The 26235-nt window shown below is 44.6% G+C and carries 28 protein-coding genes; 8 read left to right on the top strand and 20 right to left on the bottom strand.

Features of this window, described 5'->3' with window-relative positions:
- Nucleotides 1-66: 66 nt before the first annotated feature.
- From AC0L6N_RS18840 to AC0L6N_RS18805, 8 genes are all read right to left on the bottom strand, one after another.
- The gene (locus AC0L6N_RS18840; protein WP_473476792.1) at nucleotides 67-783 is read right to left on the bottom strand and encodes an HAD-IA family hydrolase; all 717 of its coding nucleotides are present in this window, start codon (nucleotides 781-783) and stop codon (nucleotides 67-69) included.
- A gap of 47 nt (nucleotides 784-830) precedes the next feature.
- Nucleotides 831-1727, bottom strand: coding sequence for a tyrosine recombinase XerC (locus AC0L6N_RS18835; RefSeq protein ID WP_473476789.1), 897 nt, complete (start codon nucleotides 1725-1727; stop codon nucleotides 831-833).
- A gap of 15 nt (nucleotides 1728-1742) precedes the next feature.
- Nucleotides 1743-2441 carry a DUF484 family protein gene (locus AC0L6N_RS18830; protein ID WP_473476787.1) on the bottom strand — a complete coding sequence of 233 codons (699 nt, stop codon included), beginning with the start codon at nucleotides 2439-2441 and terminating at the stop codon, nucleotides 1743-1745.
- Nucleotides 2438-3268: a diaminopimelate epimerase gene (gene dapF, locus AC0L6N_RS18825; RefSeq protein ID WP_006991618.1), complete on the bottom strand. Its 831-nt coding sequence runs from the start codon at nucleotides 3266-3268 to the stop codon at nucleotides 2438-2440. The genes AC0L6N_RS18830 and dapF overlap by 4 nt, the downstream gene beginning before the upstream one ends.
- Nucleotides 3269-3454: 186 nt before the next feature.
- A complete protein-coding gene (gene lysA, locus AC0L6N_RS18820; protein ID WP_473476785.1) occupies nucleotides 3455-4702 on the bottom strand; it encodes a diaminopimelate decarboxylase in 1248 nt (415 codons plus the stop codon).
- A 1-nt stretch (nucleotide 4703) separates the two neighbouring features.
- Nucleotides 4704-4874 carry an LPS translocon maturation chaperone LptM gene (gene lptM / locus AC0L6N_RS18815; protein WP_473476782.1) on the bottom strand — a complete coding sequence of 57 codons (171 nt, stop codon included), beginning with the start codon at nucleotides 4872-4874 and terminating at the stop codon, nucleotides 4704-4706.
- A 163-nt stretch (nucleotides 4875-5037) separates the two neighbouring features.
- Entirely contained in the window at nucleotides 5038-6114 is a 1077-nt protein-coding gene (locus AC0L6N_RS18810) for an MJ1255/VC2487 family glycosyltransferase (RefSeq protein WP_473476781.1), read from the bottom strand.
- An 84-nt stretch (nucleotides 6115-6198) separates the two neighbouring features.
- Nucleotides 6199-6708, bottom strand: a complete 510-nt coding sequence (locus AC0L6N_RS18805) for a phosphatase PAP2 family protein (RefSeq protein ID WP_011576766.1) — start codon at nucleotides 6706-6708, stop codon at nucleotides 6199-6201.
- 206 nt (nucleotides 6709-6914) lie between these two features.
- Here AC0L6N_RS18805 and rraA point away from each other — a divergent pair, with 206 nt between their 5' ends.
- A complete protein-coding gene (gene rraA / locus AC0L6N_RS18800; protein WP_006991623.1) occupies nucleotides 6915-7400 on the top strand; it encodes a ribonuclease E activity regulator RraA in 486 nt (161 codons plus the stop codon).
- Nucleotides 7401-7560: 160 nt separating this feature from the next.
- Here rraA and AC0L6N_RS18795 read toward each other — a convergent pair whose 3' ends face one another.
- The 4 genes from AC0L6N_RS18795 to AC0L6N_RS18780 all read right to left on the bottom strand — a co-directional run bounded on the left by AC0L6N_RS18795 (nucleotide 7561) and on the right by AC0L6N_RS18780 (nucleotide 10300).
- Complete coding sequence (locus AC0L6N_RS18795) at nucleotides 7561-7968, bottom strand: ExbD/TolR family protein (protein WP_011576765.1); 408 nt, start codon at nucleotides 7966-7968, stop codon at nucleotides 7561-7563.
- 396 nt (nucleotides 7969-8364) lie between these two features.
- Nucleotides 8365-9165 (bottom strand): CLCA_X family protein, encoded by an 801-nt coding sequence (locus AC0L6N_RS18790; RefSeq protein WP_011576764.1) that lies wholly within the window; start codon nucleotides 9163-9165, stop codon nucleotides 8365-8367.
- Complete coding sequence (fldB, locus tag AC0L6N_RS18785; RefSeq protein WP_473476777.1) at nucleotides 9162-9710, bottom strand: flavodoxin FldB; 549 nt, start codon at nucleotides 9708-9710, stop codon at nucleotides 9162-9164. Before fldB ends, AC0L6N_RS18790 begins: the two co-directional genes overlap by 4 nt.
- A 128-nt stretch (nucleotides 9711-9838) precedes the next feature.
- Nucleotides 9839-10300 carry a nuclear transport factor 2 family protein gene (locus tag AC0L6N_RS18780; protein WP_473476775.1) on the bottom strand — a complete coding sequence of 154 codons (462 nt, stop codon included), beginning with the start codon at nucleotides 10298-10300 and terminating at the stop codon, nucleotides 9839-9841.
- 291 nt (nucleotides 10301-10591) lie between these two features.
- Between AC0L6N_RS18780 and lacZ the strand changes: the two genes are divergently transcribed.
- Together lacZ and AC0L6N_RS18770 are read left to right on the top strand one after the other, a co-directional pair.
- A complete protein-coding gene (gene lacZ / locus AC0L6N_RS18775; protein WP_473476772.1) occupies nucleotides 10592-13729 on the top strand; it encodes a beta-galactosidase, LacZ type in 3138 nt (1045 codons plus the stop codon).
- 143 nt (nucleotides 13730-13872) lie between these two features.
- Nucleotides 13873-15042 (top strand): hypothetical protein, encoded by a 1170-nt coding sequence (locus AC0L6N_RS18770; protein ID WP_473476770.1) that lies wholly within the window; start codon nucleotides 13873-13875, stop codon nucleotides 15040-15042.
- Here the strand turns inward: AC0L6N_RS18770 and msrA are convergent.
- Nucleotides 15039-15581, bottom strand: coding sequence for a peptide-methionine (S)-S-oxide reductase MsrA (msrA, locus tag AC0L6N_RS18765; protein WP_011576759.1), 543 nt, complete (start codon nucleotides 15579-15581; stop codon nucleotides 15039-15041). The two genes, AC0L6N_RS18770 and msrA, sit on opposite strands and share 4 nt — an antisense overlap.
- Before the next feature lie 168 nt (nucleotides 15582-15749).
- Here msrA and AC0L6N_RS18760 point away from each other — a divergent pair, with 168 nt between their 5' ends.
- From AC0L6N_RS18760 to AC0L6N_RS18750, 3 genes are all read left to right on the top strand, one after another.
- Entirely contained in the window at nucleotides 15750-16175 is a 426-nt protein-coding gene (locus tag AC0L6N_RS18760; RefSeq protein WP_473476768.1) for a thiol-disulfide oxidoreductase DCC family protein, read from the top strand.
- Nucleotides 16172-16933 carry an SDR family NAD(P)-dependent oxidoreductase gene (locus AC0L6N_RS18755; RefSeq protein WP_473476766.1) on the top strand — a complete coding sequence of 254 codons (762 nt, stop codon included), beginning with the start codon at nucleotides 16172-16174 and terminating at the stop codon, nucleotides 16931-16933. The genes AC0L6N_RS18760 and AC0L6N_RS18755 overlap by 4 nt, the downstream gene beginning before the upstream one ends.
- Nucleotides 16934-17073: 140 nt before the next feature.
- The gene (locus tag AC0L6N_RS18750) at nucleotides 17074-18495 is read left to right on the top strand and encodes a sodium-dependent transporter (protein ID WP_473476764.1); all 1422 of its coding nucleotides are present in this window, start codon (nucleotides 17074-17076) and stop codon (nucleotides 18493-18495) included.
- A gap of 68 nt (nucleotides 18496-18563) precedes the next feature.
- On the opposite strand, the gene AC0L6N_RS18745 is transcribed toward AC0L6N_RS18750, so the two are convergent.
- Entirely contained in the window at nucleotides 18564-19415 is an 852-nt protein-coding gene (locus AC0L6N_RS18745) for a sugar nucleotide-binding protein (protein ID WP_473476761.1), read from the bottom strand.
- Between the two features lie 86 nt (nucleotides 19416-19501).
- Nucleotides 19502-20281 (bottom strand): DUF2884 family protein, encoded by a 780-nt coding sequence (locus AC0L6N_RS18740; protein WP_473476758.1) that lies wholly within the window; start codon nucleotides 20279-20281, stop codon nucleotides 19502-19504.
- A gap of 284 nt (nucleotides 20282-20565) precedes the next feature.
- Here AC0L6N_RS18740 and AC0L6N_RS18735 point away from each other — a divergent pair, with 284 nt between their 5' ends.
- Entirely contained in the window at nucleotides 20566-20766 is a 201-nt protein-coding gene (locus AC0L6N_RS18735; RefSeq protein ID WP_041714132.1) for a hypothetical protein, read from the top strand.
- A 56-nt stretch (nucleotides 20767-20822) separates the two neighbouring features.
- Here AC0L6N_RS18735 and AC0L6N_RS18730 read toward each other — a convergent pair whose 3' ends face one another.
- From AC0L6N_RS18730 to AC0L6N_RS18710, 5 genes are all read right to left on the bottom strand, one after another.
- Complete coding sequence (locus AC0L6N_RS18730; RefSeq protein ID WP_011576753.1) at nucleotides 20823-22067, bottom strand: mechanosensitive ion channel family protein; 1245 nt, start codon at nucleotides 22065-22067, stop codon at nucleotides 20823-20825.
- Nucleotides 22068-22964 carry an acyltransferase gene (locus AC0L6N_RS18725; protein WP_473476755.1) on the bottom strand — a complete coding sequence of 299 codons (897 nt, stop codon included), beginning with the start codon at nucleotides 22962-22964 and terminating at the stop codon, nucleotides 22068-22070.
- 3 nt (nucleotides 22965-22967) lie between these two features.
- Nucleotides 22968-23870 carry an acyltransferase gene (locus AC0L6N_RS18720; RefSeq protein WP_011576751.1) on the bottom strand — a complete coding sequence of 301 codons (903 nt, stop codon included), beginning with the start codon at nucleotides 23868-23870 and terminating at the stop codon, nucleotides 22968-22970.
- A gap of 112 nt (nucleotides 23871-23982) precedes the next feature.
- Complete coding sequence (locus tag AC0L6N_RS18715) at nucleotides 23983-24558, bottom strand: HNH endonuclease (protein ID WP_473476753.1); 576 nt, start codon at nucleotides 24556-24558, stop codon at nucleotides 23983-23985.
- A gap of 182 nt (nucleotides 24559-24740) precedes the next feature.
- Entirely contained in the window at nucleotides 24741-25295 is a 555-nt protein-coding gene (locus tag AC0L6N_RS18710; protein WP_011576749.1) for a pyridoxamine 5'-phosphate oxidase family protein, read from the bottom strand.
- Between the two features lie 300 nt (nucleotides 25296-25595).
- On the opposite strand from AC0L6N_RS18710, the gene AC0L6N_RS18705 reads away from it, so the two are divergent.
- Nucleotides 25596-26141 carry a carboxymuconolactone decarboxylase family protein gene (locus tag AC0L6N_RS18705; protein WP_011576748.1) on the top strand — a complete coding sequence of 182 codons (546 nt, stop codon included), beginning with the start codon at nucleotides 25596-25598 and terminating at the stop codon, nucleotides 26139-26141.
- Nucleotides 26142-26235 lie beyond the last annotated feature (94 nt).

Below are 26235 nucleotides of genomic sequence, written 5' to 3'. Positions count from 1 at the left end.
GATTAATCGGCAACCCGCCTGATGAGGCGTTGCCGTTATCGAGCGAGTATTGTGTTGACGCAGAGCTTAGTTTATATCGCACAGCTCGCTTAAATGTTTCAGTTGAATATCCGGTAACACGGTAACGTCTTCGTTATTAAGTGACATCGGGCGATTATCTGCATACCAGGCACTCATGAATCCGGCTTTCTTGGCACCTAAAACGTCCTTTTCTAGGTTATCCCCCACGTGCAATATGGATTCACCGGGCAGGTTTAACAGCTTCTTAGCTGCATCGAACATAGCGCTGTTGGGCTTCATGGGAAACGCTAAACTGGCATGAAAGCTCTTTTGAAAGTAATCCGCGATACCGATTTGCTCTAAGTTTACATTGCCATTGGTGATAGCGACTAATGGCCAGCGCTCCCCTAGCTTGCTCAGAATATCAGTGACTTCACTACTCACTTGAAAATTGCTGCGTTCAAAATAGAAAAAGTCGAAGGCTTCATCCACCGCGCTCTTAAGCGCATGGCCGCTGTGACCGAATGCTCGAATGCCGCTGGTAAGTACTTCTCGGCGCAACATGCCCATGTCACTGTGAAGCTCAGGCTTTTGTTTTAATGTGGTGCGTCTATGGTCGCGCCAATAGGCTGGATGGCTGTGTGATGGGTCATCTGCAAAGCTACCCAAAAACTCAATCAAGGCGTGTTCAGCGCGGATGATGTAAGGGTAATTGTCGTAAAGGGTGTCATCGAGATCGAACGTCATGGCCTTAATTTGGCCGATATTACGGTAATAAATCATGTTGTCGATTCTGTCCTCTTTTCTTGCATTAATGATCCGCCGAAATGCTATTTTCGACGCTTGGCTCTGGGGTGCGCTGTATCGTATACGCTAGCCAAATGCTGAAAGTTCAGATGAGTATACACTTGCGTAGTGGATAAATTCGCATGGCCGAGTAGTTCTTGCACTCCGCGTAAATCACCGCTTGATTCTAAAATGTGGGTGGCGAATGAATGGCGTAATTTGTGTGGGTTGATATCTTGATCTAAATGCTGCTGCTTGGCCCACAACTGCATCCGTTTCGCAATTTGCCTATGACTAATGCGTCTTCTGTGTTTGCTTAAAAACAATGCCGGCTCATCACCGTCAGCTAAAACACCGCGCACTTTCAACCATTCGCCAAGGCATTTTAACGCCGTTTTACCAATGGGCAGTATGCGCTCTTTACTGCCTTTACCCATGACCCTTAATTGGCCGTCGTCTTGTAGGCTTTTCAGGTTTAAATCGGCCAGCTCAGCTAAACGTAAGCCGCAGCTGTAGGTTAGCTCGAGCATGGCTTTATCTCGAACCCCAAGGAGAGAGTCATCATCGAAGTTTAGCAGCTGATGCATTTCATCTACATTAAGCTGTTTAGGTAATGGACTGCTTTGTTTAGGCGCTTGTACCGCCTTGGCTGGGTTACTAGATAACACTTCGAGCTCAACCAGATAAGCGCAATAGCCACGCAGTGCAGATAGTCGAAGGGCGATACTGCGTGGGCTCAACCCTTGACGACGAGCCTGATTCAGCACTTGGCGCACATGATCGACCGTTAGCTGTGGCCATGCGGTAATGGTGAGGGCTTGGCAGATGCTGGCGAGTTGACGCTGATAATTTTCAATGGATTTAGCGGCCAGATTACGTTCGTACTTAAGATAATCAAAGTACTTGCCGAGTAAGGGTTGCAGACTTGGCTGTTCGCTCATTCGTCAGCCAGGATGTCAGTAAGCCAGTAATTTAGGCAGTAGAATGCTTAAAAACTGTTGTAACTGAGTGATAAGCAAGGTGTCCATGTCAGGGTTAAAGTGCCCAGGATCGTTGCTGCCAATGGCTAAAATACCCAGCTCGCCATTATCACCTAAGCGCAATAAGGCAACAGATTCAGCTTGTTGGTCATTAAATAACAGCTTTTTTTCGTGCTCGCTCAAGCGGCCGAAGAAAAACGCCTCGTCTTTAAAGCGCTTTTCGGCAAATAATTTGCGCTGAATTTCTGGTAATGCAAAGGCACCCTTGTAAGGTTTCAAAGCGACAGATGAAAGGTTTAACTGCTCTTGCATCACGTCTTCGAGCACATATTGCACTGAACTTATGTCAGAGCATTTCAATACGCGTAGGTTTAGATCGGCATAAATACGGTATATGGCTTCGTTTTGTTTAGCGATGCTGATCAGCTGAGTCAGTTTGGAATTGAGTAAGCGTACTTTTTGGCGTAGCTGTTCACTTTGGCGCTCGACCAGAGAGACACTGCCTTTTTGGGCATGGGGCAATTGCAGTTGCTCAAGTAACGCTGGGTGTTTAACGAAGAACTCAGGGTGCTTGGCAAGATAGATAGCCACCTGCTGTTCAGTTAACCCATCCGGTTCAGCAAAGGAAGCGGTGTCGTCTAATGGACTTTTTTGCTGACCAGATGCTTCATTCATAACGTGATATTTCCATCAAAGACATGTTCCGCTGTCCCTGTCATTTTTAAGATTGATCCTGGCCCTTGCCAACGAATTTTCAAGGTACCACCTGGTAAATCGACAGTGACTTCCTTGTTTAACTTTTTCTGCATTTGCCCTACGGCGACGGCTGCACACGCGCCGCTACCACATGCGAGGGTTTCACCCACGCCGCGCTCATAAACACGAAGTTTAATATGACCGCTGTTTAAAATCTGCATAAAGCCGATGTTGGCACCCTCAGGAAAGCGTTCGTGGGCAACTAACGTTTTACCTATGCCTTCTACATCAGCTGTTTCGACATCATCCACTAATAATACACAATGGGGGTTACCCATGGAAACTGCACCGCAAAAGAAGGTGTGGTCGTTCTCGCGGATGATATAAATGTTTTCTTGCTTGTTGGCCTTTAACGGGATTTTAGCCGGTTCAAAAATAGGCTCGCCCATGTTGACGGTAATTTGCCCGTCACGCTCATGGTATAACACGATGCGACCAGCCTTGGTGCTTACCACGATTTTGTTGCGGTTGGTTAGGCCTTTCATCTTAACAAAGCGAGCGAAACAACGAGCACCGTTGCCGCACTGGGAAACTTCGGAGCCGTCTGAGTTAAAAATACGATAATGAAAGTCTTGTTCCGGGTCGTACGGAGGCTCTACGACCAATAATTGGTCGAAGCCGATACCGAAATTGCGATCCGCCAACTGGGAAATTTTTTCTTTACTGAAAAAAACGTTTTGGGTTACGTTGTCAATAACGACAAAGTCATTGCCTAAACCGTGCATCTTTGAAAACTGAACTTGCATGTTTGCCACTTACGTAAAAATCACTTAATCAGACGACGATCGCCCTTGTATCAAGTACCTATAATGATGGTTATATCATTTCAAAGCACGGCTGACTATGGGTTTGCATCGTCTTGGCTAAGGGACGATGCAACTTACAGTGCATTCTATTGTGCAATAGGTAACGCTATAGGTAGTGCGATACTTTTACAGTACGCTTTCACCACGCCACAAGTCTTCAAGGGTTTCTCGTTCACGAACAACCATTACCTGGTCTTTGTCGACCATGATTTCAGCGGCCTTACAGCGACTGTTGTAATTGGACGCCATGACAAACCCATAAGCACCCGCGCTGCGTACCGCGAGGTAATCGCCCGCATCGATCGCCAATTCACGCTCTTTTCCAATGAAATCGCCTGTCTCGCAAATGGGCCCAACAACATCATAAACCGCACTGTCACGCGTCAAAGACGTATCAAGTGGAATGATGCTTTGCCAAGCTGAGTATAATGCCGGGCGAATTAAATCGTTCATAGCGGCATCAACGATCGCAAAGTTCTTTTCAGCCCCTTGTTTTAAGAACTCAACCTTGGTCAGTAGCACACCGGCATTAGCCATAATGGCCCGGCCCGGTTCAAAGATGAGCTGTAAATCTTCACGCCCTTGCATGCGCTGCGCGATTGCCTGGGTGTACTCATCAGGATGAGGAGGCGTTTCATCTTTATACGTTACGCCTAAGCCACCGCCTACATCTAAATGCGCCAATGTAATGCCATTTTCGGCAAGCTCATCAATAAGAACCAACAGTTTATCCAGGGCATCAACAAAGGGGGCAATTTCAGTTAATTGCGAGCCTATGTGGCAATCTATTCCTTTGATCTCAAGATTCGGTAAGGACGCAGCGTGGCGATACACTTCTACTGCTTGCTCACGCTCAATACCGAACTTATTGGCTTTCAAGCCGGTAGAAATATATGGATGGGTTTTCGCGTCAACATCTGGGTTTACGCGGATTGAAATCGGTGCAATTTTGTTTTCAGCAACAGCCACTTGGCTGATGCGCTCTAGCTCTGCAGGGGATTCAACATTAAAACACTTGATGTTGTGCTGTAAGCCTAACGCAATCTCTTCAGGCGTTTTGCCCACACCTGAAAACACCACTTTGGTTGGGTCACCGCCTGCTTTAAGTACGCGTAAAAGTTCGCCACCGGATACAATATCAAAGCCAGAGCCGAGCTTAGCAAGCACGCTTAACACGCCTAAATTTGAGTTGGCTTTCACTGCATAGCAAACCAAATGTGGGTGGGCACCAGCGGCTTTATCAAATGCTAACCAGTGACGCTCTATCGTCGCTTTTGAATAAACATAACATGGGGTGCCGTGAGTTTGGGCTATGTCGTGCAGCGATACATCTTCTGCATAGAGTTTTTCATTGTTGTAGCCAAAAAAATCCATATTACTGCTTACCTTCTTGGGAATCTTGAGATGGGGTAGGGGTTGTCTGAGATGACGTATTCTGTTGTGGGTTTTCTGGCAGGGTCAAGGGTTTCTTTTGCCCACAGCCTTGCAGCGTTAACAGAGTAAACGCGCTTATCAGCGCTAACAAAAAAGTAGTTTTACGTCGCATCTCAGGCCTCAACTGATAGTGTAGCCGCGTATGATGGCACTCCCAGCGTAAAATGCAACGTGTTAACAGTGCTTTAAGCGTTATATTCTATATTCATTTTAACCAAGGCTTATCAGCCCCACCGCTGTGAAAAAAAACGTGTGATCGACCATGTCTTGTGAGGTTAGCGACTGGCTTTTGGCAGTTTATCTAACTGAGTAAGGACTGACTGGGGGAAGCGTACTTTACTCCAGAGTTGTTCGCACAACGTGTTAACGGCTTGCCAGTCACGTTTGACCAACCAATTAATAAGAATATCGGGGTTTTGCGGGTAGGCGATACGCTCGATAGCAGGCTTAGTTAACCATTCCTCTACGATGTCGCTGTCAAGCGTTGGCATGCTTTGAGCTAAACTGAGTTGCACAAGCGTTTTGGCATTGGATAGTTGTTCAAATTGACCGCTAAGAGGTTTGATCAACAGTTTCTTGCCGAAATGGAGACATTCACTGGCCAGTTCGAAACCCGCGTTAGCTATCACCCCTGAGCAGCTTTGTAAAATACGCACAAAATCGACTTTAGATGGGCGACGCCACTGAATATTCCCTAGGTGTTTGTCTTGCTCTATTTTAGGGTGAAAGCAGATAAAATCATGCTCTGAGAAAGGATCAAGCAAAGCATTAATGTCGTCTATTTCTTCAAAGGGCAAATACACCAAATAGGTGCGCGAAGGTGGCGATTGGCTGTCGTCTGCTTCGATGAAAGGCGGCATGATCGGATGGCCAAAATGATACCAGTGCACACCTAGGTGCAAATCGGTGGGGGCAAAGTGGCGGGTGATGAATTTGTCGAACAGGGTGCCTGGCTGTTGAGGCACGGGGTGCATGAATGCCGCCTGATGACTGATAGATATAGACGGGATGTTATTGAGTTTGGCCGCCCATGCGCTAATTGGCTCAAAATCATTGATCACTAAATCGTAATCCTTAGCGCGAATACTTTTGATGTCTTGGTGTAATTCACGCAACTTGGCTGATTTGAAAGTCGCAGATTTACTGATTTTTCCACCCTTGGTTTCAAACGTTAAGCCGCGATAACTGGCAAAGTCGCCGAAAACGTCCATATCAAAGTATTTGTCTTTGTCTCGACCAGAAAATAGGTAGTCGACTTGAATATCGCTGCGCTGATTGAAGGCTTTTGCCATGACTCGGGCGCGCGTAGTATGCCCATTACCGGTGCCTTGTACACCGTACAATATCTTCAAAGGTGAGTACTCTCTTAGGTTAAGACAAGTGTTTTGGTTAAGGTAAACCTTTAGTCAAAGTAAATTACTTCAAGTAAGGGCTATTTATAGTAAAGACAAACTAAAATAAGACATGCTTAGGCCTAATGCGGCGCCAGCTAGAATATCACTGGGATAATGAACACCTAATAACACGCGAGATAAACCAATGATGCTCGCCCAGCAATAAACCAAAATCAGCATGGATGGATAAAAACTGGCGATCAACGATGCCATTAAAAATGCGGCTGCTGTATGACCCGAGGGTAAGCTGAATTTGTCTGATGGGGTAATATGGGCGCTGAAATTCTGCAATAAGTCGCAGGGACGTTGTCGGCGTAGGAATTTTTTCAAAATTAAATACACTGGCAATTCAAGGCTGTAGGCGAGTAATGCGCTGTATAGAAACAATGCACCATGCTCTGCTTCAAATAACCAAAGGAATAAGCCTAAGATGAGATACAGGTGACCGTCACCAGTGCGAGACATCCAGATTATCCAGCGACAGTCTCGCTTAGCGGTCAGTCCAAAAAGCCAATGAAAAAGCTGGGTATCTGTCTGAGTCAGTGTTTTCATCGTGACACTCCATCAACTCGCATTCTATTCAGTGTTGATGATGTTATTTTTTCTGTGTGAAGCTTAGGTGACAGATTAAAGAACAGTTTATGAAATAAATTTCCCATACTAGGTTTCATCAAAAAACCGTGTAAAAGCTTGATTAGTGGTAGCATTGCCACTACCTAGCAGTATACTGGTGGTAATTCGTCTGAAGGGGATTAGCAATGGAATATAATACGTCTGCATTATGTGATTTATTTGCTGACAGTGTTGATGTGGTAGAACCCATGTTTGTTAGCTTTGGTGGCCGCGCTTCTTTTGGAGGTGAAATTACCACCATCAAATGTTTCGAAGACAAAGGCGTTATTCTCAAAGCGCTGGAAAAGCCAGGGCTAGGAAAAGTATTGCTAATCGACGGCGGTGGCTCTATGCGCCGAGCGTTGATAGATTCTGCCGCAGCGCAAATCGCTTTAGATAACGGCTGGGAAGGTATTATTTGTTATGGCAGTGTGCGCGAGGTCGATGATTTAGAAGAGATCAACGTGGGTGTGCATGCTATCGCCTCTATACCGGTCAGTGCTGACGACCAAGGCGTGGGTGAAGTTGATGTTGCGGTGAATTTTGGTGGCGTGACGTTTTTGCCAGAAGATCATGTGTATGCCGACCGCACAGGGATTATTCTCTCCCCTGAACCTTTAGACGTCGAGTAAGCTCTGAGCGGTCTTATACCAATTCCTTTAAATTTTCGCTAAGTGGCTAATTAGTTAATGGCGTTGGTATTAACTGCAAGTTTAAAAAGCAACAGACATAAAAAAAGCCATCATATGATGGCTTTTTTCGTATTTGATGCAGTCGTTAGTAACGAATAAGTTACTTACCTACTAAAACAGAAACGTTGGCGATGCCAGCTTCTTTAGCTTGGTTAATGACTTCAGTTACAACACCGTGCTTCGCTTTAGGGTGAGCTTGAACAGCAGCAGAATCTGTGTTGTTCTCAGCTAAGAAGCTTTGAATGTTCGCTACGATACGGCGGATATCCACTTCACGACTGTTCATCATGATAGTGCCATCTTCGTTAACGCGGATAGCTAGAGATTTAACATTCGTTTTCGGCGGCGGTGAATTTGAGTCTTTTGGACGCAAAACATCTAAACCTTTTTCTTTTACGAAAGAGGTGGTAACAATGAAGAAAATCAACATGATGAACACGATGTCCAACATGGGGGTCATATCTATTGCTGCTTCGTCATCAGAAGAGCCGTGCTTCTTTCTTTTCATCTGTACTTGTCGCCAAATTGTTGAAATTGAATTCGCCTAGTATAAAGGCACTTTTAGTTGAGAGCATCCACTAATTACATAAATTTATGCAATTGTATTAACGAAATTGTATTGTTTTTCACATTAGCGGTATAAAAAACACCCTTAAAGATTCATCAGCTGACAAACCAAAAGAGGTGAATGGCGTTTTTCATACAACAAACTGTTTATTCAACAAACCGTTTGCTCTCTTTATTGACATATTCCCACGACCAAAACCAAGATAAGAGTGACTCAGATCAACCTGAGGATCTCGCAGATCATTTTTCGGCACGCGCACTATTTGTATCGTAGAACGCTATGTTTTGCAAACCTAGTGCATTTTTTGAGCGCTTGAGGAAATCATAACATTGACTGCTAAGTACTTTTATTCTCTAGCGCTTGACCGAGATAAACAAAGTAATCTAAGAAATGATCCTGCACGTTTTGACGATGTTGGTCCTTAGGGTACACCCCTAACAGTGCTTCTGGACTCTTCTTGGTGCCTTGCACTAGGAATGCGTTACGTATGCCATGATCTTGGATGATCGCTTCAAATGCTCGCGCCGCTAATTCTTGAGGGCGAGCGAAATAATACAATTTCATTTCTTTATCCACTAGGGCGCTGGCCAGTACATATTGATTAGGCTCTTCTTTATCAGGCGATAAAAAAATACTCTCGAAGCACAGGCTCAGCTTTTTGTTCAGCGGGTGGGGATGCATCTCATGATCATCTAACCACAGTTCCGAGGCGAAATTATGCGGCTGACAAACAACAAAAAGTTTGTCGCAAATATAATGGTCGAAGGCGTGAAACCATTCGTGAGCCAAGGACCCGCCACCTGCATTTTTGGCTAATGCAAGGCGTTTAGTTTGGGACTCATAATGGGCGCAACTGTGTTTTCGCCCGCCCGTACCAAACGCTAATGACAAGGTGCCATTTAATGAAATAACCGACTCTGGCACCTGCAAAATATCCATTAAGTCGCAAAAGGCATCAAAAAATAGGTTAGCGGCGATTTGCTGTTCTTCCGGGGTGACCCATTTGCCAATGTTTACGGTGCGAAAACCGAAGATTTTTACGATGTCTTGGAAGCTGACGTCGGCGCCGCCTCGATGTTCATCACCATTGCGATAATACGGTCGATGCAGTCTTGATTGGCCAGCTGTGGGGATCACTGATCGTCGTTATCCAGTTCTAGTAGTAATTGTTCTGCCCAGCTATCGATACGCTGCTCGGTTTTATCGTACTGGTTTTCATCATCTAGGGATAACCCAACAAAATGTGAGCCATCTTCGGTTAACCCTTTTGATTCAGTGAATTCATAGCCTTCATTTGGCCAATAACCGATCATTTTGCAGCCTAGTATAATGAGCTCATCGTGAAGCATACCAAGGGCATCTTGGAACCACTGGGCGTAACCAAGCTGATCACCGAGGCCAAACAGAGCCACTGTTTTGTTTTCTAGGTTGAGTTGACTGATGTCTTGCCAGCAGGATTCCCAGTCTTCTTGTAGTTCCCCAAAATCCCATGTGGAAATTCCAAAAATAAGCACATCGAACTGTTCTGCTTGGCTAAGCGGTACCTCTTTTATATTGAAAATATCCACTACATGAGCATCAAACAACCGGTTAAACGCGGTTTGAATTTTCTCTGCGGCCATTTCGGTGTAGCAAGTAGTTGAACCGTAAAATAAACCAATTTTAAAAGCCGTATCTGACATGGGTACCTTTTAATGCCGCTATTAAGTTGCGCTATTGTCCTTGTTTGCCGTGCAATGGTCTAGGCTTGATGAACTTTCTTCATGCACTTTGACTGCTCTACACCTTTACTGCTTTAACTGGGGGCGTTTTAACACTCAGCCGCTGCATAATAGGTGATACTTGCAATCAAGCCATCGGCTAATTGATAAATAGACATAGCGCATTGAGAGGTTGTTATTTCACCGCGAACAATAAATGCTTCTTCTACGACTGCCACGGTGTTACCTAATTCTATGCTGTTCTTAATGCGTGAGCGGGCATTTGGTTGTGCCTCAAAATGCGCCAGCATCGCCTGCTGCAATTGCTTTTTATCTGCTGTCTCTACGACTAGCTGGTTGTTAGCCACACCCAGCCATTTTACATCGTCTTTCATATTCAACAGCATGCCATCTATATCATGCTCATTGTAAGCAGCCATAAAACTAGCGATGCGGTCAATGTTAGCTGACTGTTGTTGTGCGATGGTTTGCGCGGTAAACACGCTGAGACAAGAAAATAGGACAATGCCGGAGACGAATAAAGAGGTTATCTTGCGTATTCTAGATTTCATATTGATCGCCCTCAAAGGAATTTCGCTAAATACTGAGTCGCAGTATTTCACTGTTTGACCTTTTAGAGCAAGATGTGGAGCAAGGCGATTTAATTGCGCAAATGGGTCGTTAATGTAATGTTTAATATGTAGTATTAATATGATTTTATTCTGTTGGGTGATGTCTTGTTAGGGCATGCCTATACGCGCAGCTTCAACTACTGAGGCATACCCATGAATGCGCTGATAACACAGTTTTTTAAATTTCCGTTAAGTAACTATCTTTGAGCGTTTGATATTGGAGCCGCTTTTATGACATATCCTCAATCTTCTACTGTGCCTGATTGGCAAAACCCCGAAGTATTCGCCATTAACAAAGAGCCAGCGCGTAGCTCATTTTATGGCTTTTCAGATGACCCACAGGGGTACGTAGATTCGCCGTTTATGTCTCAAGACTATTTGAGTCTTAATGGTGAGTGGGATTTTCATTGGGTGAAGGCCCCAAACTTGCGACCATTAGACTTTTACACTCTTAAATTTGACTCCAGTCAGTGGGATAAAATAGCCGTCCCGGGTAATTGGCAGTTGTTGGGCTATGGTGCGGCGAACTACATCAATACAGCGGTGGATTTCGCTAAGCACCCGATTGCAGGTGATGTGCCTGAGGACAATAACCCAGTAGGCTCTTATCGGCGTCACTTTGCCTTGCCTGATAATTGGCAAGATAAGCACGTTTTCGTCTATTTAGGGGCAGTGAAATCGGCGTTTTATATTTGGGTAAATGGCCATAAAGTCGGTTACTCACAAGATTCCAAAACCCCTGCAGAATTTGATATTACCCAGTACGTGCAAGCGGGTGATAACGTGATTGCACTGGAGGTGTACCGCTGGTCTGACGGCACTTATCTAGAATTACAAGATATGTGGCGTTTATCGGGCATTGAGCGTGACGTGTATGTATATAGTACACCTAAGGTACGCATACGCGACTTTCATGCTTTGAGCACCCTTGATAACCAATACCTGCATGGGGAGTTTTCATTAGCAGTCAATATACATTCGCATGTAGGGGGCCAAGAAAGTGCGGGAAAAGACTATCAGTTACAGGCGCACTTATTTGACTCTGATTTAACTCCCGTTTTTGAGCAAACCGTTACATTAGAGAATTGGGAGTCACAATGTACTGACTTGCTTTTGACCGGTAAGATAAAAAATGTGGCCAAGTGGAGCGCCGAAACACCGCACTTATATCAACTAAAACTGACCTTGCTTAACGAAAAGCGTGAACCTTTGCAGTACATATACTCCCGCGTTGGTTTTCGAACTAGTGAGTTGAAAAATGGCAATGTGTTGATCAACGGTCAACCCGTGCTATTCAAAGGGGTTAACCGCCATGATCACGACCCTGTTACAGGACACGTGATAAGTCGCGATTCCATGCGCCGAGATATGCAACTGCTCAAGCAATTTAATATTAATGCGGTACGTACTTCTCATTACCCAAATGATCCTTATTGGTATGCGCTAGCGGACGAATATGGAATGTATCTGGTGGATGAAGCCAATATTGAGTCCCATGGCATAGGCGCAGCGAACCAAGCGATATCGTACGAGCCTAAAGACCATATGGGTAACATGCCTAACTGGAAGGGCGCGTATCTTGATCGAGTCTCCAATATGTACGAGCGAGACAAGAATCACCCGAGTATTGTTATTTGGTCAATCGGCAATGAAACGGGCGATGGGCCGAATATGGAAGCGTTATATGATTGGCTGAAAACCAAAACCAGCATGCCCGTGATGTCAGAGCAAGCCCAATTGCGTCGCCATACAGATATGTATAGCCAGATGTATGCGCCCATCCCTGTGCTTGAGCACTACGCGGAGCTCGGCGAAACCCGCCCGCTCATTTTATGCGAGTACGAGCACGCTATGGGTAACTCCATGGGCAACTTAGCTGATTATTGGCGGGTGATTGAGCACTATCCTCTTTTGCAAGGGGGATTTATATGGGATTGGGTAGACCAAACCTTTGCACTGACGTCAGAAGACGGCACGCCGTACTGGGGATACGGTGGTGACATGGAAGAGCCGGGTATGTATCACGATGGTAACTTCAGTGCTAATGGGGTGATGGCGGCAGACAGAACTCCTAACCCTCATGCATTTGAAGTTCAAGCGGTTTACCAGCACATGAATGTTGAGCGGGTTGATTTCGAAAAGCAAACCATTGCCGTCAAAAATAAGCGCTACTTTACTGATTTATCTGACGTCTCGCTGCATTGGCGCATCGAGGAAAACGGCCATGTTGTCCGAAGTGGGGTGATTGAGGAATTGGAGATTCCAGCACAATCCACTCGTGAGCTTTCTTTGAGTGTGGCTGTAAAACCAACAGCGGGTGCTGAGTACTTCGCTAACTTTGAGTTTGTTAGTCGGTTTGGCAACGACATGATCCCTGCTGGGTTTACTGTGGCACGCAGTCAAATCCCGTTGACGCATTTATCTGAAGCCGTGCATAAATCACAAGACATCACAAAAGAAGCTTGTGCAAAGCACGATACGTTCAGGGCTAATGAAACTGATGCCCAACTGCAATGCAGCGGAGATGATTTCTCGATTCAATTTGATTTAGTAACAGGGCTGTTATGTGCTTACCAATTGCAAAACGAATCAATGTTGCTTGAAGCAATCCGCCCTGAATTTTGGCGAGCGCCTACGGATAATGACTTTGGTGAAGGCTTTCCTGAGAAAGCCAAAGATTGGCAGTACGGCGGGCAACATATCGAATTAAGCGCATTTAATTGGCAATTACTAAAGGATGATCGAGGGCAAATTCAGGCTATTGAGGTTTCCACAGAGCATTATTTAACAGACGTACAAAGCCGTTATTTAAGCAAGTACACCATTGATGCTGATGGCTGTGTCACCTTTGATATTTGGCTCTATGCTGCACCTCATCAATTTCACAGTGCCTTACCGCGAATAGGAAGTTTGCTACAAATGCCTAACCAGTTCGACCAAGTAAGTTGGTTTGGACGCGGCCCGCACGAAAACTATTGGGACCGCAAGACTTCGGCTTTTGTAGGGCGCTACGCTAAATCGGTTGATGAATTGTATTTCCCTTATGTTCGGCCGCAAGAAAATGGTTATCGCAGTGATGTGCGTAGCGTGACCTTCAGTAATGACAATGGACTAGGTTTGACCTTTGATGGATTACCGCAAATCGGTTTTGGCGCACAACGGTATGACGTGCACGAATATGATCAATTCGACAAGCGCGGTTTGCACCCACATGAACTTACAAAACACGATCGCCTGTTTATCAATATTGATTACAAACAGCGCGGTGTGGCAGGTACTGATTCTTGGGGAACTGCGCCATTGTTTAAATACACTTTGCCATGGCGTGATTATCACTATGGATTTGTCATGAAGCCGTGTCGAGCATAAAAGACAAAGCTAGCTTAGAGTGGAGGAGGTCAGCATGTTGGCTGATTTTCAACCAATCACTTGTTTTTATTATGAGAACTATTGACCGAGACCCTTTATCTACTTATAAAACATAGCAAAACGGTGAATTCGGAATGTGCATAATGCTTAAGCGTATGGTTTTGGGCCTGGTCATAATGATGTTGGCCGGCTGTGATCAAATACAGCAGGCCCCAGATGTGACGCCTGTTGTACTAGGTAAAAATGCTGGGATCGCCGGTGGAACCATGACCGTAAAAGGGCAATGGATCACTGAGGTCAATGGGGACGTCATGCTTGATCCGCAAACTTCTGGCTTAACGGTATGGAATGACAAACTCATCTCGTTAAGCGACAGAAGTGCAGATGTATCACAGCGTATGCAATTACATGTTATTTCGCCGGAAACGGCTCAGCTTGCACCCGACACGATGGCGTTTTCGTTAAGTGACAATTTAAAAGACAGTTGCTTTGCCGCCTATATTCAAGGTAATCCTGATTTAGAAGCGCTGGTGGCGGTTCCTGATGAGTCAGGCGTGTTTTTGACCATTACCGAAGATGCCAGTGATCACAAGGGGCTTAGTGGGAAATGCGCCGCACGATTTGGTGAGTCAGGCTCAGTGAAATATCCCTTTGTGCTTATTCGCCTAGAGGTGCAAGACGATAACTCAGTGACAATGACCCATGCTCGACCTTTAACGTTTGCCACTTCGTTTAATTTGGGTAATTTTCCTAATGACGGCATTGAAGGCTTAGCACTTAGCCGCGATGGACAACTGTATTTCGGTCTTGAAAAAGATGCCGCGGGTCAGGCACGTATTTTTACTACAAGGATTACTGCCGAAACTTGGTTGCAAGAGGGGTTTATCGCTGTCGAAGATACTCAGGTTAAACTGCCTCTCTTTAAACACGGTAATCACCCTATCAATGCACTGGCGATATATGAGCGCGAAGGCAAGGAATATCTATTTGCTGCAGCGCGAAACGATGAGCAGCTCTGGTTAGTCGATCCTGCCGGTCAACTCGAAACGCTGATCATAGACCTAGGCTTTTATGCGCCAGTGGCGCAGCCTGACGAAAAATGCCCGCCGTGGGAGCCTATGGATAATGGTTCAATCGAGGGACTGGCCATCATTGACGAAACATTGTGGATGGTGAATGACCCTTGGAAGAAGGTGTATTTAAACAATATAAGCTGTGATCAAAATAGCGCCAAATTCGAAAAGATGGCGCCTTTACTGTTTAGTTTACCCATTCAAGATGCATGGTTTACCCAAGGCAGGGAAGCCCACTAAACGCTTTTTAAGCGGCTGGCGAATGTTTTCTTAAATTTCGCGAGTTTGGGGGCAACCACCATATTACAATACTGATTTTGCGGATTATTGCTGAAGTAATCTTGATGATAATCCTCTGCTTGATGGTAGTTATTTAGCTCGATAACTTCGGTCACAACTGGGTCGGGCCAAATTTTCTCGTCGCTAATCTCTTGCAATATTTGTTCTGCAGCCTGTTTTTGTTGCTCATCATGATAGAAAATTGCGCTGCGATATTGAGTACCCACATCATTACCTTGGCGATTTAGTTGCGTAGGGTTATGCAAAGCGAAGAAAATTTCTAACACTTCACGATAGCTTAATTTGTCAGCATCAAAATTGACACGCACCACTTCGGCATGGCCGGTTTCGCCACTACATACAGACTCATAGGTCGGGTTCTGGCTTTGGCCTCCAGCGTAGGCACTGACTGCCAGTTCAACGCCCTCGACTGTATTAAATGCTGATTCTAAACACCAGAAACAGCCGCCGCCTAATGTAGCTTGTTGAATGTTCGCCATGACTTATCTCACTTAATTTTGTAGATCATCTTTATTAATCATTAATGTGGTTACATTGTTCTGCGTGTTCAAGGTCTACTGAGTAAACTATTTTTTTACGGCGCGCGTAATAGAACGTATGCATGGCAAAACATAGCCCACAGGTAATTATTAATAGTAGAGGTGAGCATGGCAATTCGTATTTTCTATGATGGCTTTTGTCCTTTGTGCTTAGCCGAAATGAATAAGCTAAAAGCTTATGACGAAGGGCATAATATTCAGTTTGTAGACATACAGATGGCGAGTTTTTCCAAGGACTATCCAAACGTAAACTGGCATGATTTGAATGCGCGTATACATGTACAAAAAATGAATGGCGAAATGGTGACAGGACTAGATGCAACTTATCTGGCATGGGATACGATTGGCAAAGGTTGGTTGTATGGCTGGATGCGCTGGCCGATTATTCGATGGTTTGCTGATGGGTTCTACGCATTCTTTGCCCGTCATCGGTACACTATCTCCTATCTGCTTACCGGTAAGAAGCGGTGCGAGACCTGTACTGTTCCGGCAACTGTGAGAGACGATTTAAAGGGTAAAGGCGAAGATAAATGACAGAAAGATGCAATGCATTGGTTATTGGTGCGTCGGGCGGGTTGGGTCGTGAGGTCTTCAGGCAACTACTGGCGTCAGGTAAATACGACACCGTGTACGGCGTTTCGCGTCAGATAACCCAAAAGCCCGATGCTGATATTTCACATTTTGTGAAAGGCGCCAAATTAATCCAGCTCGATTACACCAAAGAGTCAGCGGTGGCTGATTTTTGTCACGGTCTTGCACAACAAGGGCAGTTTACGAGAGTTATTTGTTGTAGCGGGGTGCTACATGGCGTGAGTGATAACGATGTTAGCCTGCACCCAGAGAAACGATTAGAAGAGTTATCAGCCGATACATTAAGTGCTTATTTTTCCACAAACACAGTGCTTCCTGCACTGTGGCTGCGATACCTTTTGCCTTTATTTAGAGGTCCGTTGTCTGTCGATGTGAGTTTTTTCAGCGCGCGGGTAGGCAGTATTAAAGATAATAACTTAGGTGGCTGGTACGGTTATCGCGCGAGTAAAGCAGCGCTTAACATGTTGATAAAAACTGCTCAGGTAGAATATCAACGGCGTGCAAAAAATGTCACGCTGGTCTGTTATCACCCTGGAACGGTCGACACGCCCTTATCTAAGCCTTTTCAAAGCAACGTTAGACCGGAAAAACTGTTCACCAGCGAATTCAGCGTATCTCGCTTGTTGATGCATTTATCTACTGTTCAACCAGATAAGGGCCCTTATTTCATCGATTGGGACGGCAAAGAGATCCCGTGGTGAGCAGGGCAATTACCTACTTGTAAATATTTTGTGCACCTCAGACGTTTTGCGAATACATCTGAGCGAAGACTTTTCAATTATCTGCTGTTAACATCCGTGCATTATTATAAAAACATATAACAACAATAAAGGATGTCTTTATGGGCGCACCTCGCGAACAGTTTGGCTCTCGTTTAGGTTTTATTCTCGCGGCTGCAGGCTCTGCAGTTGGTATCGGAAATATGGTTGGTTTTCCGGTTGCGGCAACAAAAAACGGTGGTGGTGCTTTTTTGCTAATGTACGCCATTTTCGTCGCATTTATTTGTTTACCTGTGATGTTAGCCGAGATGTCGGTAGGCCGAGCTAGCCGCAAAGATCCGCTTGGGGCCTACAATGTGTTATCGGGCGGTCAGCGTCACTGGAAGATAGCAGGCTGGCTAGCCACAATTACTCCTTTTATGATTGCCATATTCTACTTGGTCCTCACGGTGTGGATTTTCGGCTATCTGGTGCAGTGCCTATTGGGTAACCTTGATGTATTGGCTGACCCTAGCACTTTCGGGGTATTCATTAACGGCTACGAGCTGTTTTATTACATGATCGGTGTGCTGATTATTGTGTACATGATCTTACAGGGTGGGGTGAAACAGGGCATTGAGAAAGCCGCTAAGTTAATGATGCCGACTTTGTTTGTGATGTTAATTGGCTTGGTGGTCTTTGTTTTAACCCTAGACAACGCATTTGAGGGAGTGAAGTACTACCTTATCCCTGACTTCAACAAAATTGATGCTGCTGTGGTCAGTGCTGCTTTATCTCAAGCGTTCTTTTCGCTATCGCTGGGGATGGGAATAATGCTGACGTACGGCTCATATCTTGATAAACACGCCGACGTGCCGGGCTCTGCAAAGCTTGTTGCTTTAATGGATACCGCAGTGGCGTTTATTGCTGGTTTATTGATTTTACCGGCTGTGTTTTCATTTAATCCCAACACCGATACACAAAGTTTAAGCGATTCATCCGTGGGCATGATTTTTACTTTCCTACCGAAAATCTTCTTGGCCTTACAAGGCACTATTGGCTACGCAGGCGCGAGTATTGTCGCTAGCTTGTTTTTCTTGTTAGTGTTTTTTGCTGCAATTACGTCTTTGGTCTCTATTTTTGAAGTGCCGGTTTCAGCCTTGATGGAAGATAAAGGCTATAGCCGTAAAAAGTCACTGGCGATCTTAGGCGGATTACTTGTGGTGATGTCGATTGCAGCCGCCACGTCTTTCGGTATTTCTACTTTCTTCACAGAGTTTCTGAACTACGCAGGCCAAACTAAATCTGTGTTTGATGTGATCATTGATGTGTTCTACGACACGATATTGCCGTTTAATGGTCTGTTAGTGTGCCTGTTTGTAATTTACCGCTGGAAGAAAAGTAACTTGAACACTGAGTTAGATTTAGGTGCGCCACAATTCGCCAATAGCTGGTTCGAAAAATACGTTAACTTTTCTTTGGGTACCTTTATTCCGGTTATTCTGCTCTTGGTCTTTATTAATACCGTGGCGCTTAAATATTTTGGCAATGCGTTAATCGGTTAAGCAAGGCAGCTAAACACGTACTCAATATTTCACTCTTTAAAAGCTATAGCACTCGCCGATTGCGAGTGTTATAGCATGTCGTAAGGACTAGGATAGTTCAGCTGCATATCGAGTTTTCGCAGAGTATATTCTGGGTTGAGTCGCTTTCCTGAGCATGCTTTTTGTTCCTCTGAAAACACCGGTGGTGTTAGCGCTAGCTGCTTTGAAGCCCAGCTGTAATACTCTTTTCGGGTGGGGTGTGCTTGCGCTGACAGATGCAGTATCTCTCCCCATATCTCACGATTAATGATGTGCTCAATAGCGTGGATCACGTCGTGCTGATGGACCAGATTTACTACTTGGCTTGCTCCGCTTAAATCTAATTTACCCGCTAAAAACTTGGCTGGATGCCGTTTTGGGCCAACCAATCCTGCTAGGCGTAATATAGTCGCGGCTTGAGGTATGTTTTGTTGTATAAATTGCTCTATCGCGCAATGGGCGCGCGCCGATTCAGTACTCGGGTTTAGCTGGCTGTTTTCCGTTATTTCCCCTTCAACATCGCCGTAAACAGCACTGGTGCTAATGAAAATAAGCTTAGCGCTTTGTTCAATGCAGGTTTGACGGATGAGGGTAGACATGTCGCTGACAAACTGTTCGCTGGCTTGTGGATTGTTCGCTAGATTTCTGCGCCCAGGAGGAATGTTTATTACGACTATATCACTATGAAGTAGAGGGCTGCCGGCAGCTTTATCTTGTAAAGAGCCGCCTAGAATAAACTGACGGGCTTGAAGACCTTGGGCGCGGATGGTTGCCATGGATGCTTCGCTGCGACAGGTAACTTGAACCTCAGGAGCAGTTTCGTTGGCATTTGCAGAATTTTTGCTTAGCGCGACAGCGAGCGGCTGGCCTAGCCAACCGCCACCAAAAATGGTTATTTTCATAGTGCTCTTTGTTCTTCGTTTTTGTGTTTGCCTTTGCGGCCTAGCCTATACGAATTCGTCTCGAAATATATACCAACTTGGTAAATTTACATTGCGTAGCCTCTTACCTGAAGTACGTCCATGTCTGCAAGTTGCGGTACTTCATTTTGCAGTTTTTCTTCCAAGCGGTCGATGTTGGCTAAACTAGCACAAAGTATCTCGGTGCGAGCTTCTAATGCTTCACCATCTTTATCAAACTTGTTCTCGATATTGTGTGCAAAACTTTCCATGCGTTGCTCAAAGTCATCGACATCGCCACCATTGAACATTAACTCACTGCCAATTGTGATCATGATTTGGCCTATCGAGTGGGCAACAATGGTTTCTATCGCTTGCTCAAACTTTTCTTCAAACCCCTCGCTTAAAAACTGGCCATCGTTAAAGTGGGCTGAATTTAAACGTACTGAACCATCATCGGCATAAAAGCTTTGGTCGAGTTCATGCTTTAGCGCGTCGAGTTGTGCGGTAATGTCCGCTACAACGGAGTTGTTCTCACCGAGTAACTGGGTGAATGTCTCGTTAAGGGCGTAACTTGCTAGCTCGATAGCATCTGATGCGATATTGGCGGCCATGGGAACGGCGGATGCAATGCCGTCGTAAAATTCGTCCAACTGCTGTTGTTGGTCGTCAGAAAGGTGGGTTTGCGTGCCATTGACATAAAGCTGCTTGCTTTGATTGATGACTATCGTATTTTCTTGCTCAGTGGTTAATGTCAGCACTTGGTTTTCTAACTGTAAACCACCGTTAAACTCAACATCACACTGTTGCTCTGCAGCAACCGCACTACCGCCAACCAACATTGCTGTACAAAAAATAAGATTACGCATCGCTTTATTCCTTTTATTTACATTCGGCTTTTTTAAATGGATTGATTAGCATCCTTCTTGGCATCGATACAGCAAAGGCCGCGCCAATTTATAAAATACTAATTTAAACAATTAGTTATGTAATTCACCGAACTCTTACTTGCTTGGCATTTGTTATTTTATAAGTGAAAGCACTAATAGTTAGGCAATTTCACCAGCCTATGTTTTCTGTCGTAATTTGGTATATAATTCCGCCATTATTGGTGTGGGCTTTTAGATTGATTTTATTATTTTGAGGAAGAGTAATGGGTAATTGGACTGATGCAATCTTGTTTGGTTTTGGTTTGGTGGCGTTTGTATTGGGTGTTACCAGTATTATTATGGGCTTTATTGCCCAGCCAGTTGACCAAGGTGATGTGATGAAATCACGTGTTGAATATGGTTTTTTCGGTGTATCTGGTGTGGTGTTGTTCTTACTATTCTTATACGCATTGACCGTAGGTTAATTACCTACAGTCAATGTAGATTGATACCTAAGGTCAACTTAGGTAAACACGAAAACTTAGTGAGGCCTATCACTTATACGCTGATAGGCTCTTAATCCAAAGACTGGCAGCATCGCCAGTGCATGATCAAATATATCCCCTTGAATACCTTCGTAGGCTATCCAATCTTTGTTAGCGCTAAAGCAATATATCTCTAGTGGTAAACCTAATTCAGTGGGCGGCAATTGACGCACCATTAATGTCATATCCTGATTAACGCTAGGGTGATGGCGTAAGTAGGAAACCAAATAAGCGCGCAAGGTACCTATATTGGTTAAACGACGGCTGTTTAATAAGTCTTGAATATCAATTTTTTGCTCTTGATTATAGGCGTCTAATTCGGCACGTTTCTTTTCTATATACTGATTGATGTAGCGAATTTTACGGAAGTCGTCGAGCATTTCTTGATCGCAAAATTTAATGCTGTTTACGTCTATGTATATGGAGCGTTTGATCCTGCGACCTGCAGACTCTGACATGCCGCGCCAGTTCTTCATTGAATCTGTTATCAAACTGTAAGTCGGGACGGTGGAGATTGTCTTGTCCCAGTTTTGTACCTTTACTGTAGTAAGGCCGACCTGTAAAACCGTTCCGTCAGCACCATATTTAGGCAGTTCTACCCAGTCTCCGTTATTTACCATGCGGTTGGCCGCAATCTGAATACCCGCTACAAAGCCTAAAATGGTGTCTTTAAATAACAGCAACAGGATCGCGGTGACAGCACCTAAACCGGAAAGCAGTAATAGCGGTGACTTATCCAGCAAGTTAGAGATAATAAGCAAACCGGCAACAATAACCACGAACAACTTACCTACCTGAATAAAACCGGTAACAGGAGCTCGCTTTGCTAATTCAGAGGCGTTGTAGATGTCTTCAACTGTGTTAAGTAATGCACTGCTCGCCGCTACGGCTGCAATAAGCATATAAATAATAGCGATTTTTTGTAACGCAGAAAACAGAATGGGATCTTCTACCAACATGCTGCTGCATAAGTAAATCACCATGGCTGGTACGATATGGGCGATACGTCTGAACACACCGTGTTCGTGAAGCTCATCGTCAATAGTATTTTTGCTGTTGAAAACCAAGCGCGTTAACCGACCTGTTAAGGCTATACGTACTAATCTGAAACTGAGCCAAGCTAAACACATCAACAGTGTGACTGCGGTAATCGCAAATATCGCACCATCGTTTTTCACAGAAAGGCCAAGATATTGATAACCTTGAATGATGTATTCACTTAATTGCGCGCTTCTCTCCACTTACTTACCTCCAGATAACAGGTTTATTTGTGTGTCTTTGTGCGTCCATCGTGCATTCAACCAGGTTTGAAAACCTTGCTTAAAGTCTTCATCATTGAAGTAGTCGCCGATAATGTCTGCTTGTACGGGAGCAACAGTTACGCGAAGTATTACTCTTCCTAGGCGCCCGGTGAGCATGTCGAGCATGGGCTTTTGGGGATTATCCGGGTACATAAGCGTGACATCTAAAATCCCGGTAAATAACTCCCCCATAGCGGCAAGAGTAAAAGCGATCCCTCCGGCTTTTGGCGGTAACAGATGGGTGAAAGGACTTTTTCGGTACAGGTGCTTTTGTTGAGTAAAGCGACTGCCCTCTACAAAATTAATCACAGTGGTGGGGCAGCTTCTGAATTTCTCACATGAACGCTTAGTCGTTTGAATGTCTTTGCCTTTTAGGTGCGGGTTTTTCTCCACAAATTCTCGACTGTATCTTTGCATAAAGGGCATGTCTAACGCCCACGCGCCTAAGCCGACAAAAGGTAACCAAATTAATTCTTTCTTCAGGAAAAATTTAGGGGCAGGGATTTTGTCCGCGGCGAAGTCGACCAGTAAGATAATATCTAGCCAACTTAAGTGATTTGGCATCATTAAATACCAATGCTCTTTACTTAGCTCTCCGTCGATTTGGACATCGAATTGTACAGGATTGAATAAGCGGATTAGGCGCACACTGATAACGCCAAAGGCGCATAACATGAAATCGAGCACAGGATTAAAAGCGCGTGATATGAATGCAAATGGTAAAATAAATTTGAGCAGTCCTAAGCAGATGATCAGTATCGCCCAGAAAGACAAATTAATAAGCTGAAGGCTAAGGTGAAGCGGAAAAACAAGCATTCCGCGCAGTATAGAAAACATCCTTTACTGCTCCGTCGATAATTGTTCGATTCGTTTGTCTTTTTCTATCCACACACTGTTAAGCCAGCGCTGAAATATGACGCGTTGCGCGGGATTGTCAAAATAGTCTTGTGCGAACGCGTCACTTTGCAATAAGTCGCTTATAGGGGTAACTGAAACGTGAACCTTGATGGTTTTAACCTTGCCGCTCACAAAGTCCCAAAACGTTGGGATGCCTTGGGGGTAGTAAATAGTGACGTCTAACAGTTTGTGTAGTTGGCTGCCCATAGCGCTTAACACGAATGCCATTCCACCCGCTTTTGGCTTCAATAAATGTTGAAACGAGGGAGACTGGCGCTGGTATTTCTGTGGGGTGAAGCGTGTACCTTCAACGAAGTTCATGATACTGACAGGCTTAGTGCGAAATTTTTCACAGGCTTTTTGTGTGGTTTCTAGATCTTTCCCTTTAAGGTGAGGGTTTTTCGCTAGAAATGATTTGGTGTAACGACGCATAAAGGGAAAATCGAGCGCCCACCAAGCAATCCCTAGAAAGGGTACCCAGATTAATTCTTGCTTCAAAAAGAATTTAAGAAACGGGATTTTTCGGTTGAATACCCTTTGCAGAATGAGAATATCCACCCATGACTGATGGTTCGCTATGACTAGGTACCAGTCATTTCGAGTAAGGGTTTCAACACCGGACACTTCGACTTTGGTACGACTGAATATGTTTTGGTTAACATTGTTGATTGTGATCCAAGATGTGGCACAACCATCGAGCAGATAAGAAAGCCCAGTGCGCCATATTCTGATTGGGATCAGCTTTAGAAATGACAGCAATACAATGGGAATAACCCAAAATACTGTGTTGATAAAATACAAAATAACCGACAGGACACCCATCAAATTGCCAAACAACAACGTCACAACCTTTACTCCAACCCAACGCAATATCAAACAAAGGAGTAGTGTAAACTAAAGTAGAAGTAACCTAATAGTGAAGTATCACTATTTTGCTTAATTTGTGCCTTAAGTCTGGCTAAACAAGCGCTATTTCGCTGTTATCTGTCGTTTCCCATGCGCGGTTTTTTGAAAAGTGACTGCCCAGAAAAGCCATTTGGTCGGTCAGAATGCGTCGGTTCATCAGGTAGAATCGCTCATATATATTTGGTGTAAAGGGCACGGCGATAAGAGAAAGCCCGGCCTCTTCTGGGGTACGATCCGCCTTGAAACAATTACAGCGATTACAGGCTGAAGCGCAATTGGTCCAAATGTCACGACCGCCTTTTGAGCGAGGAATAATGTGATCACGCGTGAGTTCAGGTATACGAAATTTTTGTCCGCAGTACATGCACAAGTTATTGTCTCGGCGAAATAAGTAGCGATTATTCAGGGGCACCTTACCGGAAGGAGGGGTGACTTTTCCGTCGCAGCCAATAATTGAAGACAAGGTTAAGCGGCTCTGCAGGCCATGCTTATTCCAGCCACCGCGCAGCACTCGCTTGCTATCACCTAACTCAAATAAAACGCGATCTTGGGTATAGTACTTAGCCGCTTCTTCTAAAGTGATCCATGCCTGAGGTAGGCCAGATTTGTTCAATCTTAATACCAACATACACTTGCCTCGCTAAAGGTAGAGATAATAGATTTTACTGGGTAACCCTATATGGGCAGCGTTAACCCATAGAAATCTATCCTACAGCTCTACTGTGTACTTATTTTGACCAACTGTCATTAATTGTTGATTTTTTGACTAATCCCCTTGAAACATGCTTGCTCAACTTTGGCAGGTCGTTTTTACGGTACAGCAGCCTCTGCTTGCCAATTTTCGCTAGCGTCTAGGTGGTAAATAACACGTAAGTGAGGCAGGGGAGCAAGGCGTAAATAATCCACTCGGGTGATGTGTAGGATCAGCAAAACAAAATTCTCATCAGGTTGGGCAATATCATAGTTTGGCCCATAACTTTCTCGTAGCGCGTCACTCAGCTTTTGCCAATGCGCAAGACGTAAATGCTGGGCTTTTGGCGAACCGCTCGTCGTTTCTGACTTTTCGCTTTGGCCGATACACTCTATGTGACCGCTGAAGCGAAACTGTTCTCGGGTTTCGCTAAAGTACCAACACGCTTCTACATGTTTTTGTATCTCAAGTTGCGACATTTTCTCGCTTCGATTATCTGTGTGCAGATACAACTGATTTTTATCTTGGTTTAAGCCTCTAAAAACCAGGGTACGACAACGTGGGTTGCCTTGGTTATCAACCGTGGCAAGCTGTAAGTAGCGACTCGCTGGTATTTTTTCATGCGCTGACAGCGACTGATAAAATATGGCGTGCCAGGGTGAGTGATGCTCCATTAACGCTCCTCATTTATTGAGTGATGTGAACTAGGTTCGACCCGAGTAACCCGACCATAGCACAACTGGATACTCACAATCTGATTGAATATTTACGACTCGAACACCTTAGGTGAACAACACTAGCGCCAGCAAGTAGGACAAGTATTCGATGATGCTATTTCGAGGATGGACGTAACAGTTAAGCTATTTTTGAACAGTCGTTCATATTTAACTTGAACGATCGTTCATGATGATATACATTGCTTTCACTGACTTAGAAAAGTCACCACATCAATCCTAATATCTGGAGAACATTCGATGACAGATTTTACCTTCCACACAGTAGAAACAGCGCCAGAAAAAAGTAAGTCGATTCTAGAAAAGTCACTAAAGACCAATGGCATGATCCCTAACTTGCATGCTGTGATGGCCGAAGCGCCAGGATTGCTTGAAGGTTACCAAGTGCTTCATAAGTTATTCATGGATTCTTCATTCGACGCTGAAGAGCTAACGGTTGTATGGCAAACGATTAACGTTGAGCACAATTGTACTTATTGTGTACCCGCTCACACCGCAATTGCCAATTCAATGAAAGTGTCAGCTGAGCTAACAGAAGCACTGCGTAATAGAGAAGCTATGCCAACCGAAAAACTACAAGTGTTACACGATACAACGCTAGCTATGGTGCGCGAGCGCGGTGCAGTGTCTGATGATGTAATACAAAATTTCTTTGCAGCTGGTTACGGGCAAAGACAACTGCTTGAAATCATTCTAGGTTTGTCGCAAAAAGTGATGAGTAACTACACTAACCATGTAGCGAATACACCCGTTGATGAGCCGTTTAAAACGTTTGCTTGGAAGTAAATAAAAGCATTTACACTGACTTAGTTCACGTCATCAAGGGCCGTTAAATAAGCGGCCTTTTTCTGATCATCAACCTGACGTTTATCGACGCGCG

The sequence above is a fragment of the Paraglaciecola sp. G1-13 genome (genome assembly GCF_055809255.1).
The sequence above is the reverse complement of the archived record's forward strand: the minus strand, read 5'-3'. Positions and strand labels throughout refer to the sequence as shown.

What these genes read in the sequence shown, in the direction of transcription:
- lysA (WP_473476785.1), bottom strand. Translation starts at nt 4,702, where the DNA reads ATGGATTTTTTTGGCTACAACAATGAAAAACTCTATGCAGAAGATGTA.
- AC0L6N_RS18750 (WP_473476764.1), top strand. Translation starts at nt 17,074, where the DNA reads ATGGGCGCACCTCGCGAACAGTTTGGCTCTCGTTTAGGTTTTATTCTC.
- AC0L6N_RS18770 (WP_473476770.1), top strand. Translation starts at nt 13,873, where the DNA reads ATGCTTAAGCGTATGGTTTTGGGCCTGGTCATAATGATGTTGGCCGGC.
- AC0L6N_RS18780 (WP_473476775.1), bottom strand. Translation starts at nt 10,300, where the DNA reads ATGAAATCTAGAATACGCAAGATAACCTCTTTATTCGTCTCCGGCATT.
- AC0L6N_RS18710 (WP_011576749.1), bottom strand. Translation starts at nt 25,295, where the DNA reads ATGGAGCATCACTCACCCTGGCACGCCATATTTTATCAGTCGCTGTCA.
- fldB (WP_473476777.1), bottom strand. Translation starts at nt 9,710, where the DNA reads ATGTCAGATACGGCTTTTAAAATTGGTTTATTTTACGGTTCAACTACT.
- lacZ (WP_473476772.1), top strand. Translation starts at nt 10,592, where the DNA reads ATGACATATCCTCAATCTTCTACTGTGCCTGATTGGCAAAACCCCGAA.
- AC0L6N_RS18740 (WP_473476758.1), bottom strand. Translation starts at nt 20,281, where the DNA reads ATGCGTAATCTTATTTTTTGTACAGCAATGTTGGTTGGCGGTAGTGCG.
- dapF (WP_006991618.1), bottom strand. Translation starts at nt 3,268, where the DNA reads ATGCAAGTTCAGTTTTCAAAGATGCACGGTTTAGGCAATGACTTTGTC.
- msrA (WP_011576759.1), bottom strand. Translation starts at nt 15,581, where the DNA reads ATGGCGAACATTCAACAAGCTACATTAGGCGGCGGCTGTTTCTGGTGT.
- AC0L6N_RS18755 (WP_473476766.1), top strand. Translation starts at nt 16,172, where the DNA reads ATGACAGAAAGATGCAATGCATTGGTTATTGGTGCGTCGGGCGGGTTG.
- AC0L6N_RS18725 (WP_473476755.1), bottom strand. Translation starts at nt 22,964, where the DNA reads ATGTTTTCTATACTGCGCGGAATGCTTGTTTTTCCGCTTCACCTTAGC.
- AC0L6N_RS18830 (WP_473476787.1), bottom strand. Translation starts at nt 2,441, where the DNA reads ATGAATGAAGCATCTGGTCAGCAAAAAAGTCCATTAGACGACACCGCT.
- AC0L6N_RS18760 (WP_473476768.1), top strand. Translation starts at nt 15,750, where the DNA reads ATGGCAATTCGTATTTTCTATGATGGCTTTTGTCCTTTGTGCTTAGCC.
- AC0L6N_RS18805 (WP_011576766.1), bottom strand. Translation starts at nt 6,708, where the DNA reads ATGAAAACACTGACTCAGACAGATACCCAGCTTTTTCATTGGCTTTTT.
- AC0L6N_RS18835 (WP_473476789.1), bottom strand. Translation starts at nt 1,727, where the DNA reads ATGAGCGAACAGCCAAGTCTGCAACCCTTACTCGGCAAGTACTTTGAT.
- AC0L6N_RS18840 (WP_473476792.1), bottom strand. Translation starts at nt 783, where the DNA reads ATGATTTATTACCGTAATATCGGCCAAATTAAGGCCATGACGTTCGAT.
- AC0L6N_RS18735 (WP_041714132.1), top strand. Translation starts at nt 20,566, where the DNA reads ATGGGTAATTGGACTGATGCAATCTTGTTTGGTTTTGGTTTGGTGGCG.
- AC0L6N_RS18715 (WP_473476753.1), bottom strand. Translation starts at nt 24,558, where the DNA reads ATGTTGGTATTAAGATTGAACAAATCTGGCCTACCTCAGGCATGGATC.
- AC0L6N_RS18795 (WP_011576765.1), bottom strand. Translation starts at nt 7,968, where the DNA reads ATGAAAAGAAAGAAGCACGGCTCTTCTGATGACGAAGCAGCAATAGAT.
- rraA (WP_006991623.1), top strand. Translation starts at nt 6,915, where the DNA reads ATGGAATATAATACGTCTGCATTATGTGATTTATTTGCTGACAGTGTT.
- AC0L6N_RS18745 (WP_473476761.1), bottom strand. Translation starts at nt 19,415, where the DNA reads ATGAAAATAACCATTTTTGGTGGCGGTTGGCTAGGCCAGCCGCTCGCT.
- lptM (WP_473476782.1), bottom strand. Translation starts at nt 4,874, where the DNA reads ATGCGACGTAAAACTACTTTTTTGTTAGCGCTGATAAGCGCGTTTACT.
- AC0L6N_RS18705 (WP_011576748.1), top strand. Translation starts at nt 25,596, where the DNA reads ATGACAGATTTTACCTTCCACACAGTAGAAACAGCGCCAGAAAAAAGT.